The organism is Pseudoalteromonas sp. NZS37, assembly GCF_015864265.1.
GTDB classification, from domain to species: domain Bacteria; phylum Pseudomonadota; class Gammaproteobacteria; order Enterobacterales; family Alteromonadaceae; genus Pseudoalteromonas; species Pseudoalteromonas arctica.
On record NZ_JADYXL010000003.1, the window covers coordinates 422,711 to 440,385 of the forward strand.

The window sequence follows — 17,675 nt, forward strand, 5'->3', positions numbered from 1 at the left end:
TTGAATAACCTTGAGCAGTACGATGTTGTTGTTATTGGCGCTGGGCCTTCTGGTGCATTGGCTAGTAGTCTTTTAGTTCAAAAGGGATGGCGGGTACTGGTACTTGAACAGCAGGCGTTTCCACGTTTTTCAATTGGTGAAAGCTTACTGCCGCAATGTATGGCGTACTTAGAAGACGCGGGCTTAATCGATACACTACATAACAATGCAGCGGCTTTAGGTTTTCAGTTTAAAGATGGCGCTGCTTTTCATCGGGCAGGGCAAAATACAACTATAAATTTCACTGAAAAATTTACTAAAGGCCCAGGCACTACGTATCAAGTGAAAAGAGCCGACTTTGACAAATTATTAGCAGACAAAGCACAAGGACAAGGCGTAGAAATCAGATATAAGCACACGGTGGTTGACTACTGTGATGAGCCAAATGGTGCATCATTAGTGGTACACAATGAGCAGCAGCAAGCTTATCGCGTTAATGCCCGATTTGTATTGGACGCAAGTGGCTTTGGGCGTGTATTACCAAAACTGTTAGATTTAGAGCTTCCTTCTAACTTTCCTGTTCGAAGCGCTTATTTTAGTCACTTTAAAGACAATATTAGTGATACAAGCTTCGATCGAAATAAAATTTTGATTACCGTACACCCACAATATTCAGACGTGTGGTATTGGCTTATTCCCTTTAGTGATGGTACTGCGAGTATTGGGGTTGTGGCGCAGTCAGAGCGTTTTAATGATGATGAATCTAGCGATTTACTAAATCAATTTATAGAGCAAGACCCTTATTTAAAAACACTGTTAGCACAGCGTGAGTTATTAACTCCAGCAAAAAATATAAAAGGCTACTCGGCAAATGTGAGTAAGTTATATGGTAAGCACTTTGCTTTATTGGGTAATGCGGGGGAATTTTTAGACCCGGTATTTTCATCAGGTGTAACAATTGCACTCAAATCTGCAAATTTAATTGCCCCACTTGTTGATAGCTATTTAAAAAACGAAGTCGTCGATTTTGACGCTCACTATGCACAGCCATTACAAGCTGGAGTCGGTTGTTTTAGAACATTTGTAACAGGATGGTACGATACGCGTTTTCAGGATGTAATATTTTACTCTGAGCAAAATACTCAGGTACGAGAAATGATTAGTGCTATTTTAGCGGGCTACGCATGGGATACAAATAACCCATTTGTTGCACAAAGTGAACGCCGTTTAAATGTGTTGGCTCAGTTATGTCAAAATTAATTAAGTATGCGGTGTGTAGTGTATTCATATTTGCTGTATTGAGCGCATGTACGAGTTTTACAGCATCTAAAAATAGAGTGTATCTATCACCTAATATTCAATTAAATATTAATAGCGTGCCAGCACAAATGTTTGATAAGTCTTGGCAGCATGTTTTGTATATTACGAATCAGCAAAAAACACATACTGTATTTGCCCAATTAGCTATAAATGACAAAGGTGCAATTAAGTTATTGTTAATGACAGTACAAGGCTTTCCAATTATGGAGCTTGAAAAACCTTTAAATGGCCCGGTAAAAACACGAAATATGCTGGCGGTAGAAGGGATAGACCCTCATTATATCTTGGCGGATATTGCATTAGTACATTGGCCAGTAGCATTTTTACAAAAGCAGTTAGAGGGTGCTTTAATAGAGCAGGTTGGCTCTAATCGGGAAGTATTTAACGATGAGGGTACATTTATTACCATTGACTATAGTGATGAGTCGACAACGTTGAACAATATTTTACATCAGTATCAAATAACATTTAAAAAGGTAGAACAGTGACATATTGGCTGAATGATTTAGGCATTGTGAGTGCGATGGGCATAGGCCAAGATGCAACCACAACAAGCTTAAATAAATATAACCCTGCAACTCCTTTATTAACTTTAAATAAAAGTTTAAGTGCTGAGCAAACCCCGCTGTATGTCGGGCAAGTTCAGTCTATTGCTTTATCAAATAATAAACGTATCAATACATTTATTGATCTAGCTTTAGAGCAGATTAAGCCAACCTTAGATAAACTTTCGCATATTGATAAGTCGCGTATCGCAATTGTAATGGGTACTAGTACATCAGGTATTCATGATGGCGAAAGAGCACGTAAAAGCTATGAAAGTACAAAACTCTGGCCTGATGACTTTAGTTACAGTGATCAAGAGTTAGCAACACCCGCTCATTACATTGCACATAAAATAGGGGCTCTAGGGCCTTGTTACAGTATTTCTACTGCGTGCACGTCGAGTAGCAAAGCGTTAATTAGCGCTCGAGCTTTGCTAAATGCTGATTTAGCCGATGTGGTAATTTGTGGTGGTGCGGATAGTTTGTGCCAATTAACAATTAATGGCTTTGACTCGCTCGCTTCTTTAAGCTCGGGTTTATGCCAGCCTTTTTCTAGCACCAGAGACGGCATTAATATTGGTGAAGGGGCCGCTTTATTTGTAATGACTAAAAATAAGCCAATAACAAATAACGGCGTTACGTTACTAGGCAGTGGCGAAAGCTCAGATGCGCATCATATGTCAGCCCCCGATCCTAATGGGATGGGCGCCCAAGCCTCAATGGAAAAAGCACTAAAAAGCGCAAAATTATCCTGTGGTGATATTGATTATATTAACGCTCACGGTACGGCTACTGTAAAAAATGACGAAATGGAAGCACTTGCAATTAATCGCGTGTTTGGCAACAATACCCCGCTTAGCTCAAGTAAGCATTTAACAGGGCATACTCTTGGTGCTGCAGGCGCCATTGAAGCCGGTATATGTTGGTTATTATTAAAAGACAGCGGCCAACATATGCTGCCGTATAACGCGATTAAAGAAGGCAGTGATTTGGCTGATATAAAAATAATAAAACAAGCGTTTAAGCCCGCTCTTAAATACTGCTTATCTAATTCATTTGCGTTTGGCGGTAATAATGCCAGCTTAATATTGGGAGTTAACGTTGACTAATTACCCTATAGAGCAAGTAGTCCCGCATGATGCGCCTATGATTTTAATAGATAGCCTTTTAACACACAGCGAAGATGAAGCTCAATGCGGCGTTACTATCTCTGAGCAAAGCCCTTTTTTTAGTCCTGCAATTAACGGCGTACCTAGCTATATTGGTGTTGAGTACATGGCGCAGTCTATTGCCGCTTACGCTGGTGCGTTAGCGAATGATGAAAATAAACCTGTAAAAATTGGTTTTTTAATTGGCACGCGAAAATATCAAACTTATCAACCGTGTTTTAAAAACGGCAGTAAGCTGACTATTGAAGTGAAAAAGCTATATCAAGAAGAGTCAGGTTTAAGTGTATTTGAATGCCAAATACTCGTGTGTGAAACTCTACTTTGCCAAGCAAAAATTAATGTATTTCAGCCTGAAAACCCGTTGGAATTTATAAGAGAAAATCAATGACAAAAAGAATTTTAGTTACGGGTTCAAGCCGTGGTATTGGTAAAGCTATTGCGTTAAAACTTGCTGAGCAAGGGTTTGATATTGCCGTACATTGCAGAGCGGGTGTTGAGCAAGCTCAAGCAACATGCGATGAAATTAATGCATTAGGTAGAGCCACCAGTTTATTACAATTTGATGTATGCGACAGAGAGCAGGCCAAAGCACAAATAATAGAAGATATAGCTCAGCATGGCGCTTATTATGGCGTGGTGTGTAATGCAGGTATTACTAACGATATGGCATTTCCTGCTATGCAAGGGGAAGACTGGGATTGTGTAATACGTACAGGCCTTGATGGGTTTTATAATGTAGTACACCCAACTGTAATGCCTATGGTACAAAGCCGTAAAGGTGGGCGAATAATTACAATGTCATCGGTGTCAGGTATTGCAGGTAACCGAGGACAAGTAAATTATAGTGCAGCAAAAGCCGGTATTATTGGGGCCACTAAAGCACTTGCATTAGAATTGGCAAAACGCAAAATCACAGTTAATTGTGTGGCACCTGGTTTAATAGAAACCGCGATGACTGATGAATTACCTATTGATGAAATGATGAAAATGATACCCCTTAAACGCATGGGGAGCGTTAAAGAAGTTGCGGGAACAGTCGCTTTTTTAATGTCTGATGATGCAGCTTACATAACACGCCAAGTGATTTCGGTTAATGGTGGCATGGTTTGATTAAACGCGTTGTTGTAACAGGGATGTCGGTGGTCACTGCATTGGGTGATGATTGGTCTGAATTCAAACAAGCCTTAATTAAAGGCGAAAATGCGGTTGTTACTATGCCAGAGTGGGATATAGCTGACGACCTCAATACTCGTTTAGCCGCGCCAGTTAAACACTTTGAGCGACCAAGTCATTACAAACGTAAACAAATCCGTTCAATGGGGCGAGTGTCACTTATGTCAACTCGTGCTACTGAATGCGCACTTGAACAAGCCAAACTACTCGAGCACGACAGTCTAACAGATGGCTCTACGGGCATAGCGTATGGCTCATCTACGGGCTCTACTGAGCCACTACTCGCCTTTGCAAATATGATGGAAACGGGGTCGATGTCAGGTGTAACAGCCACGAGTTACATTAAAATGATGGCGCATACTGCCCCTGTAAATGTTGGTGTTTTTTTTGGTTTAAAAGGGCGTGTTATAACAACAAGCTCTGCTTGTACATCGGGATCTCAAGGAATAGGCTTCGCCTATGAAGCGATTAAGTTTGGCCGACAAAAAATAATGGTGGCTGGTGGAGCTGAAGAGTTATGTATTACTGAAGCCGCCGTATTTGATACGCTTTATGCAACATCTACAAAAAATGAAACACCAAAACAAACACCAAGACCTTTTGATAAAAATCGCGATGGCTTAGTGATAGGCGAAGGCGCGGGTACACTTATTTTAGAAGAATACGAACATGCAAAAGCGCGCGGAGCAACAATATTAGCTGAGGTGGTTGGTTTTGGTTGTAATTCTGATGGACAGCATGTTACTCAACCAGCATCAAAAACAATGCAACTAGCGATAGAAATGGCACTGCAAGATGCCAATTTAGAACCAGGAAAAATTGGTTACGTTAATGCTCATGGTACATCAACAGATAAAGGTGATATTGCCGAGTCTCACGCAACGTTTAAAGCATTGGGCAGCAAACCTATTAGCTCGTTAAAAAGTTATTTGGGGCATACATTAGGTGCTTGTGGTGCAATAGAAGCATGGGCAAGCATTAATATGATGGCTGATAACTGGTTTGCACCAACAATTAATTTAGATAACGTTGATGACGAATGTGCTCAGCTTGATTACATAAGGCATCAAGGGCGTGAGATTAATACCGATTACGTGATGAGTAATAACTTTGCGTTTGGTGGTATTAACACCTCTTTAATATTTAAACGCTATAAAGTAGATTAAACACGTTAAAAGATAAGTTATGACTAACTGTTAGCTCGTTTTTACTGTATAATTTGCGACCCTTGATAATGTGGCCGTAGGTTATACAGCATGAATTTTAAATCTTTTAGTTTCGCTCCTGAAATCATCCAGGCGTTGGACGAACTTAACTATCACACCCTTACGCCCATTCAGCGCGCAGCAATTCCTGCTGTTCGTAAAGGTAAAGACGTTTTAGCCAGTGCACAAACTGGTACCGGCAAAACTGCCGCGTTTGCTTTACCTATCATCCAAAAATTGGTTGAGTCTGAACTCAGCACAACTAATGCACCTCATGCATTAGTACTTGCTCCAACGCGTGAACTTGCAGAACAAATTGCAAATAATTTTAGAGATTTTGCAAAGCATACATCACTTAAAGTCGTTAGCTTATTTGGTGGTGTTAGCACTGCCGGCCAAGCAAATGCTTTAAAAGAAGGTGTAGATATTGTTGTTGCAACGCCAGGTCGTTTATTTGATCATATTCGTTTAGGTAACTTAAGCCTTGCAAGTGTTAAGCACCTTGTTCTTGATGAAGCTGACCGTATGCTTGATATGGGCTTTATTGAAGATATGCAAAACGTTATTAAAAGCTGTGCAGAAGAGCGCCAGATTTTACTTTTCTCTGCTACATTCCCTGCAGCAATTAAACAATTTGCATCTAAAGTATTGAAACAAGCTGAAATAGTGCGTGTTGATCAAACTAACAGTACAGCAAGCACCGTTGAGCATGTTGTTTACCCAGTTGAAGAACGTCGTAAGCAAGAGCTACTTTCTGAATTGATTGGTAAGAAAAACTGGCAACAAGTGCTTGTCTTCGTAAACATGAAAGAAACAGCTGATGAGCTTGTTAAAGAGCTTAACCTTGATGGTATTCCGGCAGGCGTTTGCCACGGTGATAAATCTCAAGGTAACCGTCGTCGTGCTTTACGTGAATTTAAAGAAGGCAAGGTACGCGTATTAGTGGCTACAGAAGTCGCTGCTCGTGGTATTGATATTGATGGCTTACCTCGTGTAATTAATATTGATTTACCTTGGCTTGCAGAAGATTACGTTCACCGTATTGGCCGTACAGGTCGTGCTGGTCGCCAAGGTCAAGCAATCTCATTTGTTAGCCGTGAAGAAGAAAACACTTTGTTTGAAATTGAAACGCTAATCGGCCAAAAAATCAAACGTGTATATTTAGAAGGTTATGAAGTAAGTAACCGTGAAGTACTAATTGATAAAATTGGTAAAAAACCAGCGCATTTACGCCGTACACGTTCTAACAAGTTATCAGGACAAGCAACTGGTGAAGCGAGAGCAGTAAATCGCTCACGTATTTCAAGCGTTCGTAAAAGCTTAAAAGGCGAAAAACTGTCACTTAAAAAGTCATAGTTAACGCCGTTTAGTTTAAAAAAACCTGAGTTTACTCAGGTTTTTTTGTGCCTGGTGATAACACCTCATCAATAATATTTGCGTATAAATAAGCCGCTTGCTCGTCCTCTTTATTTGCTATTATGGACAAACCAACCGGTAAACCACTTACTTTTCCGACCGGTAGGGTTATGTGCGTTGTGCCAGCAATAGCAGATAACGAACTACTACTGCCATTAAAATTATCACCATTAACTAAGTCAGTTTTCCAGGCGGGGGATACTGTAGGCGCTATAACAATATCAAGCTTGTTGTTTTTGTATACATTAACAATGGCTGTCGTTGCTAAAGTGCGATAGCGTTCTTTAGTCTCCTGGTATTTTTGTTTGTTAGTTAAATCAATAGCCTGTGATTGAACTAGGATGTCTTGCTCAAAGTGGGGCATTTCTGTTTTTTTATTTTGAATATTAAAATTAATAAGTGCTTTTAGGCTTTTAACAGCCACTTGTGTTGGAGTGTTTGCGAGGTAATGATTAATTTCGGCTTTGAAGTCATAAAGTAAAATATAGTATTCATCAACAAATAGCGTATCTAAGTTATCAGTAATATCTACATTAATAACAGTGTGTCCAGCCTGTTTTAATGCTTGTAACTGCTTGGCATAAAGGCGCTGCGTTTCAACTGTAAATTTGTCGCTAGGCAGTGCACCAATAATAAGTGATGATTTTAGTTTTATATTACCTGTTTTTAATTCAAACCCTGTAGTTGTCGCATCAAGGGAGTCTTCACCTTGCAAAACAGATAAAACCAGCAGCGAATCTTTAAGTGAATGCGCCATCGGCCCTACTGAATCTTGGCTACTTGAAAGAGGCACAACGCCTGAGCGTGATACTTGGCCCATACTCGGTTTTATTGCATAAACTCCATTTACTGAGGCAGGGCACGTAATTGAACCGTCTGTTTCAGTCCCTAATGCTATAGGCGCAAAGTTAAGTGCTACCGCAACAGCAGAACCTGCGCTAGAACCACATGGGTTACGTGTTACATCGTGCGCATTATGTGTTTGTCCGCCTACAGCACTCCAGCCCGAAGATGAATAGGATGAACGAAAATTTGCCCATTCACTTAAATTAGCTTTGCCTAAAATTATAGCGCCCGCATTACGCAGTTGTTTAACAACAAAAGCATCATTATCAGTAACGTTATTTTTAAGTGCTAAAGAGCCAGCCGTTGTGGGAAGTGTGCCTTTAGTTTCTATATTATCTTTAAGAAGTACAGGTATTCCATGTAATGGCCCAGCCCAAGTTCCTTTGACGGCAAGTTCATCTAACGTTTTAGCTTGAGCAATCGCTGTAGGCTCTAAACTAATAACCGCATTATAGTGTGAATTAAGTTTATTAATTCGGTCTATATAATTTTGGGTGAGTTGCTGTGCATTAATAGAATTATTTTTATATGCACTGTGAATTTCATCGATGGTTTTTAGTTCTTGTGCTTTAGCGTTAAAAATTGCCAATACACTAAGCAACGAAAAGGTAAATGTTTTGATCATTATTGAGGTGCTTAAGGTGTTATTATTTTCTATACATTTAGCACAAAAAAGCCTCACAAAGTGAGGCTTTTCGATAAACAGCTTAAAAAAGAGGTTTAAGCGTTTTCTAACATAGACAGTGCGACCGCTTCAGCCGCTTTAATACCATCAATACCCGCTGATAAAATACCGCCAGCGTAGCCTGCGCCTTCACCTGCAGGGTAAAGCCCTTTGGTGTTAATACTTTGGAATGTTTTATCACGCTTAATACTAATAGGCGACGAAGTACGTGTTTCAACGCCGGTTAGTAAACCGTCGTTAGTTGAAAAGCCACGAATTTGTTTATTAAACGCTGGTATCGCTTCGCGAAGGGCATCAATAGCAAATTGTGGTAACACTTTACTCAAGTCAGTTAACTTAATACCGGGTGTGTAAGAGGGTTGTACTTCACCTAAGTTTTCTGATGATTTACCTTTCAAAAAGTCGCCAATTAACTGGGCTGGTGCATCGTAGTTGCTACCACCAAGCTCATACGCTTGCTCTTCAAGTTTACGTTGTAAGTCTATTCCAGCAAGTGGATTACCTGGGAAATCTTGCTCTGGTGATATGCCTACCACAATAGCGCTGTTAGCGTTGCGCTCACTTCGTGAATATTGGCTCATACCGTTGGTAACAACGCGGCCCTTTTCAGAGGTTGCAGCGACTACTGTGCCGCCTGGGCACATACAAAAGCTGTAAACTGTGCGGCCATTGTCGCAATGATGAACAAGTTTATAATCGGCAGAGCCTAAAATTGGGTTTCCTGCATTTGTACCAAAACGACATTCATCGATCATTGATTGTTTATGTTCGATTCTAAAACCGACTGAGAATGGCTTTGCTTCAACATAAATCCCTTTTTTGTGGATCATATCAAACGTGTCACGTGCGCTGTGACCAACGGCTAATACAACATGGCGAGTGTTTAGTTGCTCGCCATTTGAAAGCGTTAAACCTGTTACTTGCCCGTCGTCTAAATGAATATCGTCAACACGTGTGCTAAAGCGAATTTCGCCGCCTAGTTCTATTATACGAGCGCGCATTTTTTCAATCATGGTGACAAGTTTAAACGTACCAATGTGTGGCTTACTTACGTATAAAATTTCATCGGGTGCGCCTGCTTCTACAAATTCAGTAATGACTTTACGACCGTAATGTTTTGGATCCTTTACTTGGCTATATAACTTACCGTCTGAGAATGTACCTGCGCCACCTTCACCAAATTGTACATTTGATTCGGTATTAAGTGTGCGTTTACGCCAAAAGCCAAACGTGTCTTTTGTACGTTCACGTACCTCTTTACCGCGCTCTAATATAATGGGATTAAAGCCCATTTGAGCAAGTAATAAGCCTGCAAATAAACCACAAGGGCCAAAACCAATCACAACAGGGCGCTCTGTTATATTTTCGCTGGCTTGGGCTACAAATTTATAGTTTGTGTCTGGCGCTACTTTTACATGTTGGTCTTTTTCAAATGCCGCGAGTAGCTCGGCTTCGTTATCAACTTCTATATCGAGTGTATAAATCAGTAAAATAGCTGATTTTTTACGTGCATCATAACCACGCTTAAACACATTAAAACTGTGCAATTGTTCTGGTTGGATTTTTAGTTTATTTACAATTGCTTGACCAATTGCATCTTCGTCATGATCAAGTGGCAGCTTTATTTCGGTTAAACGTATCATTTATATCTCTTTTAGGTGTCATAGCGGGGTATTATTACCGCTCACAATAAGGGGATGCAGGGCACAACGGGTGTGCAAACATAAGGCGCGTATTTTACGTTAAAATAGGGTGATATGGCACTTATTTATTGTATTTTTGGAGTGGATGGGTATGATCCACAACTGTTGTTTAAAATCTTAGGTATTAAAATAGTATGGCGTTTGTAGTCACCGAAAATTGTATAAAATGTAAGTACACCGATTGCGTATCAGTGTGCCCAGCAGATGCATTTTTTGAAGGCCCTAATTTTTTAGCAATTAGCCCGATTGATTGTATCGATTGTGGTTTATGTGTCCCTGAGTGTTCAGCTGATGCTATATATCAAGAAGATGAATTACCAGAATCTCAAAAAGAGTTTACTGAATTGAATGCTGAACTTGCACTGGTCTGGCCGCGCATTACAGAGGTTAAACCTGCACCAGAGGACGCTGATATATGGAATGGCATAGACGATAAACTTAAACTACTCGAAACATAATACGTAACAATTAGTTACTCCTTTATCATTAAATAGTTAATTTTTTATTTCAAAGTATTAACAAATGTACCTGGATAAATTACAATCCCCAGCTTAAGTTACTCCCTATGAGTAATTACAGTCTAAATGGATGTTTATGCAGTACTTTATAACTATAATAAAAAAATTTACCTTCCTATTTTTAAGTTTCGTTTTATTACTCTCAAGCCTTGATGTAGCGGCTAGTAAACAGCAAGTATCCTTATCTCGTATTGATTCAAATATCACTATTGATGGTGTTATGGATGAAGCGCACTGGCAAAATGCGACACGTATACCTCTACTCTACCAAGATGAGCCTAACGAAAAAGGCACACCTCCTGTAAAAACTGATGCCTTTATTTACGAAGATGGCACAAACTTATATGTTGCCTTCATTGCAGAGGATCCAAACCCTGAACAAATTCGTGCATCACTTCGTGACCGCGATACGCTATGGGAAGACGACGTAGTCATTCTTGTTATTGATACATTTAATGATGAACGCAGTGGTTATGAATTTCATGTGAATCCCCTTGGTGCACAAGGCGATATAAGAATGACCGATACTGATGGATGGAGCTCAGATACCTCATGGAATGCTATTTGGGATAGCGCGGGACAAATTAACGAGAAAGGTTACATTGTTGAAATGCGTATTCCTTTTAAGGCACTGCGCTTTCCTGAAAATAAAAAAGAGCTAACGTGGGGTTTTTCAGTCATGAGAAACTACCAACGTGATGTTTTATATCAGCTATCAAATATGGGATTTGATAGAAATATAAAATGTAGCCTTTGTCAGTTTGATAAGTTAGTGGGTTTTAGCGATATTGAATCGAGTAAAAATATTCAATTAACCCCTACATTGACAGCACTTCGTAACGATAATAAATCTGAATTACCGGGTAACTGGGATAATGGTGATATAGATACCGAAGTGGGCTTAGATTTGCGCTGGGGTTTAACCAAGGACGCTGTTTTAAATGCGACTATCAACCCAGATTTTTCGCAAGTAGAAACAGACTCTTTAGAGCTCGATGTAAATACAACCTTTTCTATTTATTATGCTGAAAAACGTCCTTTCTTTTTAGATGGAGCTTCTTACTTTAAAAGCAGCTTATTTGAGCTTTTATATACACGTACAATTGCAGAGCCTACTTTAGGTGCAAAATTAACGGGTAAAACGGGTGATCATAGTTATGCGTTAATGCTCGCTGATGACGACAATAGTAATATTTTACTGCCAACGAATCAGGGCTCTGGCTTTGCAAGCTTAAACGAAAAAACGAATGCGGCCGCAGGGCGTTATCAATATGACCTAGGTCAGCAGGGTACTATTGGCCTTTCAAGCACGCACAGAGAAAGTGATGACTATCACAACACTGTATTATCAGTGGATGGTAGCTACTGGTTTAATCAATCGGATACTCTTTTGTATCAAGTATCATCTGCTGATACACGTAACTCTGAATTTTTAATTCAAAATTATAACTTATCTGAAACTCAGTCAGATGAAGCATATGCCCTGGAACTTACCCGCGATAAACGTGATTACAAATTATTTGCATCTTATGAAAATATTGGGCAGGACTACCGCACCGATTTAGGTTATCAAGCTAAAGTTGATTATGAAAAAGTAGGCTTTGGTGGCGGACAAACATGGTACAGAGATGAATCTGATTTACTTACCTCATGGTCATACGAAGCTGACTGGGATAAAACGTGGGCGCAAAACGGCGACTTACTTGAAGAAGAATACGAAGGCTTTTTAAGCTTTAAAGGCCAAAAACAATCTATTTTTGAAATTGGTTTAGTGCACCGTTATGAAAACTTTAATGGCAATTTTTACAATCAAAATATTGGTTATATTTACACAGGGTTTAAACCGACTAAAGATTTAAAGCTCACCTTATATACCGAATATGCAAGCCGTATTGACTATACAAATGAACAGCTTGGTGATGTGTTTAACGCTCAAACACAAGTTATATGGGATATTAACGACCACTGGCAGCTCGATGTAAAGCATAACTACAGTCAATTAGATAACCCGCAAGGGAAGCGGGTTTTTACTGCTAACTTGGTCGATTTTAGACTTCATTATAAATTTAGCATGCGTTCAATTCTTAAATTAATTTTACAATTTGAAGACATTGATAGAGACGAAAACGCCTACTTTTACCAAGTTAGTCAAATCAATAAAGACTATGGCAGCCAGCTTGTTTACTCATATAAAATTAATGCGCAAACACTGTTTTATTTGGGTTACTCAGATAGAGGTTACCAAGACGATTCTCTTAAAAATATTGAGCGAGATCAGCGTACATTTTTTACAAAAGTTAGCTATGCATGGCAGCTTTAAATATTAAAAATAAAAAAGGAATAAATATGAATACGTTAAAAATAACAGTTGCAGCAGCAATGGTTGCCACCTTGGCCGGTTGTGCTGCAAAGCAAGACATTACTCGATTTGAAACAAACATACCTAAAACAGTATGTATTGCTGAACATAAGGCTGTTAAAGCTGGTGTTATAGATGCAATGAAAAAAGGTTTTGCAAAGCATGATGTTGAAACTCGGGTAATTCCAGCCAATTATGTATTGAAACACCAAGACTACCAGACCGAATTACCAGGTGCGGATACGACAGGATGTAATGCAGTGGCTTACTACGTAGCAAATTGGCGTTGGGATATAGCGCTCTATATGGCATACGCAAATATTTGGATTAAAGACGTTGAAACGAATGAAAAAATAGCACAAGCATCTTATCGCACCGGTGGTGGATTGGATAAGTTTATAGACGCTGAAGAAAAAATTATAGAGCTTATTGACGGTATGTATTAAATTTTAAACAATTAGAACCTTTTTGTTTATTTTTGTTAATCCCACCTATACTATATATCAAATATAATTAGTTAATCCGTTATTGTTACAATTTTTTGTTATTCTAATGGCTTAGGATTATATCAATGCTTGCGTAGTACTAAATGCAAGCGATATAATCCGTTTTTGGTAATAGGTTTGATAGGAGAAGCAAAGTAGATGGATTTTTTTTATGAGTAAACTTAAGCCGCTCGGTTTTATTTTCCTAATCATAATTCTATTTTGTTTTTGCATAAACATAGAGTTAACGAATCAGATTAATCGTATAAATTTATTTAGTACCAGTATTGATATACGAAATTTCGAAATAACGAATACCACTCTTGATATGGCTCCTTGGTATAATCCGATCTTAAATGGCCACTATATAATTGAGCAGCCCACAGCTGATTTTTTGCTTATTAAAACCACTGACACCCAGTTTGTAGCTGCTGATTCAAGTAAGTTAATTATAATGACACTTGCATCACCTATTAATTTTTTACTTTTATGTATCTTAATATTTGGTTCTGGCCTGTACTTACGCAGAGAGCGTAGAAAGCGTCATTATAAAAATCAAATAGCGGAGCTTAATCTTCAAGCCAATAGCTTACTCACTGCATTTAATTTGCAAGTAAAACCGGCAGAGAACCCTTTGGGTGTAAGCAGCTTAAGCCAATCAATAAATAGTTTAAATACGCATGTGGCTAATTATGTAAAACAAACTCAAACCAGTATATGCCAAGATAAACTGACGTTATTAATTGACCGTCATGCATATATTGAACATATCGACAGACAAATTAATCATGCTAATCAAGAAGATCTCAAGTGTGCGCTCCTGTTTATAGACCTTGATGGTTTTAAACAAGTAAACGACTCGTTTGGTCACAGTTTTGGTGATGAAATATTAGTTCAAGTTGCTAGCCGACTTGCGAATGTATTACGCCACCATAAATTAAGTAACATAAATAGTGCTAACCAATTAGAGCAAAACTTATCAAGGTTAGGAGGGGATGAGTTCTCCATTTTTATAGAATTACTTGATGATAGCGACAGAGTCGTTGAAATTGCTAAGCATGTGCTAAGTGAGCTTGAAAAAGACTTTGTGCTTGGCAATAAAATAGTAAAAATTAGTGCCAGTATTGGTATTGCGGCTTACCCAGAAAGTGCATCAACGCCTCAAGCGCTTTTACAATTAGCCGATGTAGCTATGTATAGAGCTAAAAGTGATGGTAAGGGAATATTTAAAGTTTACTCGCCAGAAATGGGTAACAAAATGCGCCGTTACCATTATTTACTTGAAGAGCTGCGTTTAGCGGTTGCGTGTAAAGATTTTTACTTATCTTTTCAGCCAATTGTGCATGTTGAAGATTGTATGATTGATTATTTCGAAGCACTTACCCGATGGGACCACCCAGTTGAGGGCATGATCCCCCCTTCAGAATTTATTCCAATAGCAGAGGAGTCTAATTTAATATTAGAACTTGGCGATTGGATTATGCTTGAATCGTGTAGGCAAATGGCTGCATGGCACAATGCAGGTATGCGTAAAGTAAAAATATCAGTAAATGTTTCGGGCATTCAATTAAAGCACCGTGACATTTATGATTGGATAATGAAGAAGCTCAAAAAAACCGGTTTACCGGCGACGTCTTTAATGCTTGAAATTACAGAATCAACATTCATTAAAGCCAGTCCAAGAATTATTAAAGAGCTAAGTAGGCTAAGAGAAGAAGGTATCACTATTGCTATTGATGACTTTGGTACAGGTTTTAGTTCTTTAAGTACATTAGCGGATTTACCAATAGATGTTATTAAAATTGATCGCTCGTTTATAGCTCAAGCTAATAAAAGCCAAAAATATAATGATATATTAAATACAATTAGTGAGCTTGGACAAAAGCTTGGCCTTAAAATTGTAGCTGAAGGCGTTGAAGAAATAGGGCAGTTTGAACTTGTTAAAAAAATGGGTGTGAGTTCTGTTCAGGGTTATTTAGTAAGTCGACCTGAGTCATCAGTTAATGTAGGTAATAAAGTATTACGCAATAACACCAGTAACCTTTCAGCATCGGGTACAAGTGCGTGGGATATTGTTAGTTAGTTAGTTAGTTAGTTAGTTAGTTAGTTAGTTAGTTAGTTAGTTAGTTAGTTAGTTAGTTAGTTAGTTAGTTAGTTTACAAATAAAAATGCCACTCTAAGTAGAGTGGCATTTTTTGTTTAATCAGTAATTATTGTATTAAAGATCAAATGTGCGTGAAACAGCAAGTACAATACGCTCATCAGCATAATCGTAATCTAAGCTTGTGTTTTCAGCAGCCACTTCAATACCAAAACCTTCGTAGCTTGTTTGGTATGCTAGACGGTAGTGATAATACGATTTGTCTCCCTTAGCTTGATCCCATTCAAACTTATCACCATCAAGTGAGTTTGAAATATCAAAGCTTGCACGTAGTGCATGATTAGGAGCTAGCTCATAAGTGTGAGCGATCATCGAAATAACGTGGCCTGTATCGTAACCAAAGTAGTCCCAGCTGTACCAAAAGTTAAGCTCAGTCTGGCCGTATTCACTTGCATAACCAAACTTAGTGTAAGCTTCAGCGTAGTTACCATCGCTGTTATTACCTTGATAAGTGTAATAAGCAATACCGTAGTCAACGCTAAATTGCTCATCAAGTTGTACATATTTACCTACGTAAGCATCAAGTTCAAAATCAGTGTCGTCACCAAAATCTACATTTGAAGCCCATACACCGGCGTAAACACCGCTATCAAAGGCATAGTCTAAGCTGCCTTGAATTGCAGGATCGCTATCTGTTTGTGTTACACCATTAAAAGTGTAGTCAGATGCTGCAGTGATTGTTGTTGACCAATCAGCAGCTGCGGTTGTTGATAAAACTGCAAATGGTAGTGCTACTACAAGTTGTTTTAGTTTGTTATTCATTATTAATCCCTAGTGTACTGTGTCTATTTTTGTGTAATCAATTTCGTTTGCTTTTGGTGAGCTGTCTATGTTTGTAACTGTTTTAAACTTGCTGTATCCGATAAAACCAGCACAGATAAAGAACAATCCAATAACCAATGCGCCTACCCACTGAATTTGTAAAAATTCTAATTTAAACAATAGTGTAAGTAACGATAAAGCGACAACATTTCCGATCATGTATTTCATTTTGCCAAAACGCTTTACGGTAAAGTTTAGGTTATCTGTATATAAACGCACTAACGAATCGAGTGAGTTAATTACAAATACAATACCTACAAATACCATTGCAAAGTTTTTAATGCCTTGAGTTGGAATACCCGCTTCATGGTAGTGATAAAGTACGCTAAACCAAATCGCAATAGGAATAGAAGGGAAAATCAACATAGCACCTAATACTTGGTATGTTTTAAGTCCACCAACAAAGCGTGATGTAAATTGACCAATCATTATGCTCCACGCAAACCACCAGAATAAGTAGAACTCATGGTAATCATTAAGCGGTAAAACAAATTCATTAATGTTCGCAAAGTAAGTACCAATAGAGCCTAAGTTATCTGTAAATGCTGACATTTGACTATCACCAATCACAAATGCGCCAGCCCACATAAAGGCGATTAAAGCTAAAAATAACCAGGTAGTAGAAATACTTAAAATACGTACATATTTAATATCAGTACTTGAGTACACAGCAAAACAGATAGCCGCAAACACAATCAAGTAAAACTCAGAAACTATACTTGTTCCATCACCTAGTTCGGGTAAATACCACGGTAGGTTTGTAAGCAGCAAATAAGCGGTAAATGCACATGTACCAATAATTACAACGTTATTGATAAATTTAACCCAAGGAATTTCGAAAAATTTCACTTTAGGTTCTATTACACAGAAATAAAAGCACGTAAGAAAGTAAAATCCCCAGATCAAAAATCCCCAGTAGCCAAACTCAATAGCCAGTGGATTTGCAAACGCGTATTCTGGGCTTGCTTTTATGTCTGCATAACCTGCAAACTCAGTTAAAGGAAACATGATAAGGCCAACATCCAGGCCAGAAGTAAATAGTATTGCTATAAACGTAAAGGTTCGAACTGGTGTTACACCTACTACGCGAACATTACCCCATTTAATTAAAATAGTGATAATGGCAAGTAAGGTAAAAATGATCCCTGCATTAAGCCAAATAGTCATTGTTACCCTCCAGTAATGAATAAAAATAATTCATAAGCACTCCGTATTTTATTGTTTTATTCTCGCATTAACACAACGTAACCTATTTACATCGTGTGCCACTGCAAGGCACGCATTGGTTT

Annotated in this window: 15 protein-coding genes; 11 read left to right on the forward strand and 4 right to left on the reverse strand. The window is 38.6% G+C overall.

From position 1 onward, the window contains the following. The 7 genes from I6F47_RS07835 (at nucleotide 1) to I6F47_RS07865 (ending at nucleotide 6,747) form a co-directional block, all read left to right on the forward strand. A complete protein-coding gene (locus tag I6F47_RS07835; protein WP_197183644.1) occupies nucleotides 1-1,239 on the forward strand; it encodes an NAD(P)/FAD-dependent oxidoreductase in 1,239 nt (412 codons plus the stop codon). Further along, nucleotides 1,227-1,787, forward strand: coding sequence for a DUF3261 domain-containing protein (locus tag I6F47_RS07840; protein WP_121954592.1), 561 nt, complete (start codon nucleotides 1,227-1,229; stop codon nucleotides 1,785-1,787). The genes I6F47_RS07835 and I6F47_RS07840 overlap by 13 nt, the downstream gene beginning before the upstream one ends. Continuing rightward, nucleotides 1,784-2,953 (forward strand): beta-ketoacyl-ACP synthase, encoded by a 1,170-nt coding sequence (locus I6F47_RS07845; RefSeq protein WP_121954593.1) that lies wholly within the window; start codon nucleotides 1,784-1,786, stop codon nucleotides 2,951-2,953. The genes I6F47_RS07840 and I6F47_RS07845 overlap by 4 nt, the downstream gene beginning before the upstream one ends. Beyond that, complete coding sequence (locus tag I6F47_RS07850; RefSeq protein WP_024599920.1) at nucleotides 2,946-3,401, forward strand: ApeP family dehydratase; 456 nt, start codon at nucleotides 2,946-2,948, stop codon at nucleotides 3,399-3,401. The genes I6F47_RS07845 and I6F47_RS07850 overlap by 8 nt, the downstream gene beginning before the upstream one ends. Next, on the forward strand, nucleotides 3,398-4,123 hold the full coding sequence (gene fabG / locus I6F47_RS07855) for a 3-oxoacyl-ACP reductase FabG (RefSeq protein WP_007580797.1): 726 nt from the start codon (nucleotides 3,398-3,400) through the stop codon (nucleotides 4,121-4,123). Before I6F47_RS07850 ends, fabG begins: the two co-directional genes overlap by 4 nt. Then, nucleotides 4,123-5,352, forward strand: coding sequence for a beta-ketoacyl-ACP synthase (locus tag I6F47_RS07860; RefSeq protein ID WP_197183676.1), 1,230 nt, complete (start codon nucleotides 4,123-4,125; stop codon nucleotides 5,350-5,352). The genes fabG and I6F47_RS07860 overlap by 1 nt, the downstream gene beginning before the upstream one ends. Before the next feature lie 90 nt (nucleotides 5,353-5,442). Next, the gene (locus tag I6F47_RS07865; RefSeq protein WP_002958629.1) at nucleotides 5,443-6,747 is read left to right on the forward strand and encodes a DEAD/DEAH box helicase; all 1,305 of its coding nucleotides are present in this window, start codon (nucleotides 5,443-5,445) and stop codon (nucleotides 6,745-6,747) included. 31 nt (nucleotides 6,748-6,778) lie between these two features. Here the strand turns inward: I6F47_RS07865 and I6F47_RS07870 are convergent, their stop codons facing one another. After that, nucleotides 6,779-8,278 (reverse strand): amidase family protein, encoded by a 1,500-nt coding sequence (locus I6F47_RS07870; RefSeq protein ID WP_197183645.1) that lies wholly within the window; start codon nucleotides 8,276-8,278, stop codon nucleotides 6,779-6,781. A gap of 95 nt (nucleotides 8,279-8,373) precedes the next feature. Then, entirely contained in the window at nucleotides 8,374-9,981 is a 1,608-nt protein-coding gene (locus I6F47_RS07875; RefSeq protein ID WP_024593013.1) for an NAD(P)/FAD-dependent oxidoreductase, read from the reverse strand. 194 nt (nucleotides 9,982-10,175) lie between these two features. On the opposite strand from I6F47_RS07875, the gene fdxA reads away from it, so the two are divergent. From fdxA to I6F47_RS07895, 4 genes are all read left to right on the forward strand, one after another. After that, the gene (fdxA, locus tag I6F47_RS07880) at nucleotides 10,176-10,499 is read left to right on the forward strand and encodes a ferredoxin FdxA (protein WP_007580791.1); all 324 of its coding nucleotides are present in this window, start codon (nucleotides 10,176-10,178) and stop codon (nucleotides 10,497-10,499) included. A 136-nt stretch (nucleotides 10,500-10,635) separates the two neighbouring features. Next, on the forward strand, nucleotides 10,636-12,879 hold the full coding sequence (locus tag I6F47_RS07885) for a carbohydrate binding family 9 domain-containing protein (RefSeq protein ID WP_024591757.1): 2,244 nt from the start codon (nucleotides 10,636-10,638) through the stop codon (nucleotides 12,877-12,879). 26 nt (nucleotides 12,880-12,905) lie between these two features. Then, a complete protein-coding gene (locus I6F47_RS07890; protein WP_007580787.1) occupies nucleotides 12,906-13,364 on the forward strand; it encodes an Sbal_3080 family lipoprotein in 459 nt (152 codons plus the stop codon). A 367-nt stretch (nucleotides 13,365-13,731) separates the two neighbouring features. Then, nucleotides 13,732-15,486, forward strand: a complete 1,755-nt coding sequence (locus I6F47_RS07895; protein WP_442960278.1) for a putative bifunctional diguanylate cyclase/phosphodiesterase — start codon at nucleotides 13,732-13,734, stop codon at nucleotides 15,484-15,486. Between the two features lie 135 nt (nucleotides 15,487-15,621). Here the strand turns inward: I6F47_RS07895 and I6F47_RS07900 are convergent, their stop codons facing one another. Both I6F47_RS07900 and I6F47_RS07905 read right to left on the reverse strand, forming a co-directional pair. After that, entirely contained in the window at nucleotides 15,622-16,326 is a 705-nt protein-coding gene (locus I6F47_RS07900; RefSeq protein ID WP_197100546.1) for a TorF family putative porin, read from the reverse strand. A gap of 9 nt (nucleotides 16,327-16,335) precedes the next feature. Then, nucleotides 16,336-17,553, reverse strand: a complete 1,218-nt coding sequence (locus I6F47_RS07905) for a BCCT family transporter (RefSeq protein ID WP_024592192.1) — start codon at nucleotides 17,551-17,553, stop codon at nucleotides 16,336-16,338. Between the last annotated feature and the right edge of the window lie 122 nt (nucleotides 17,554-17,675).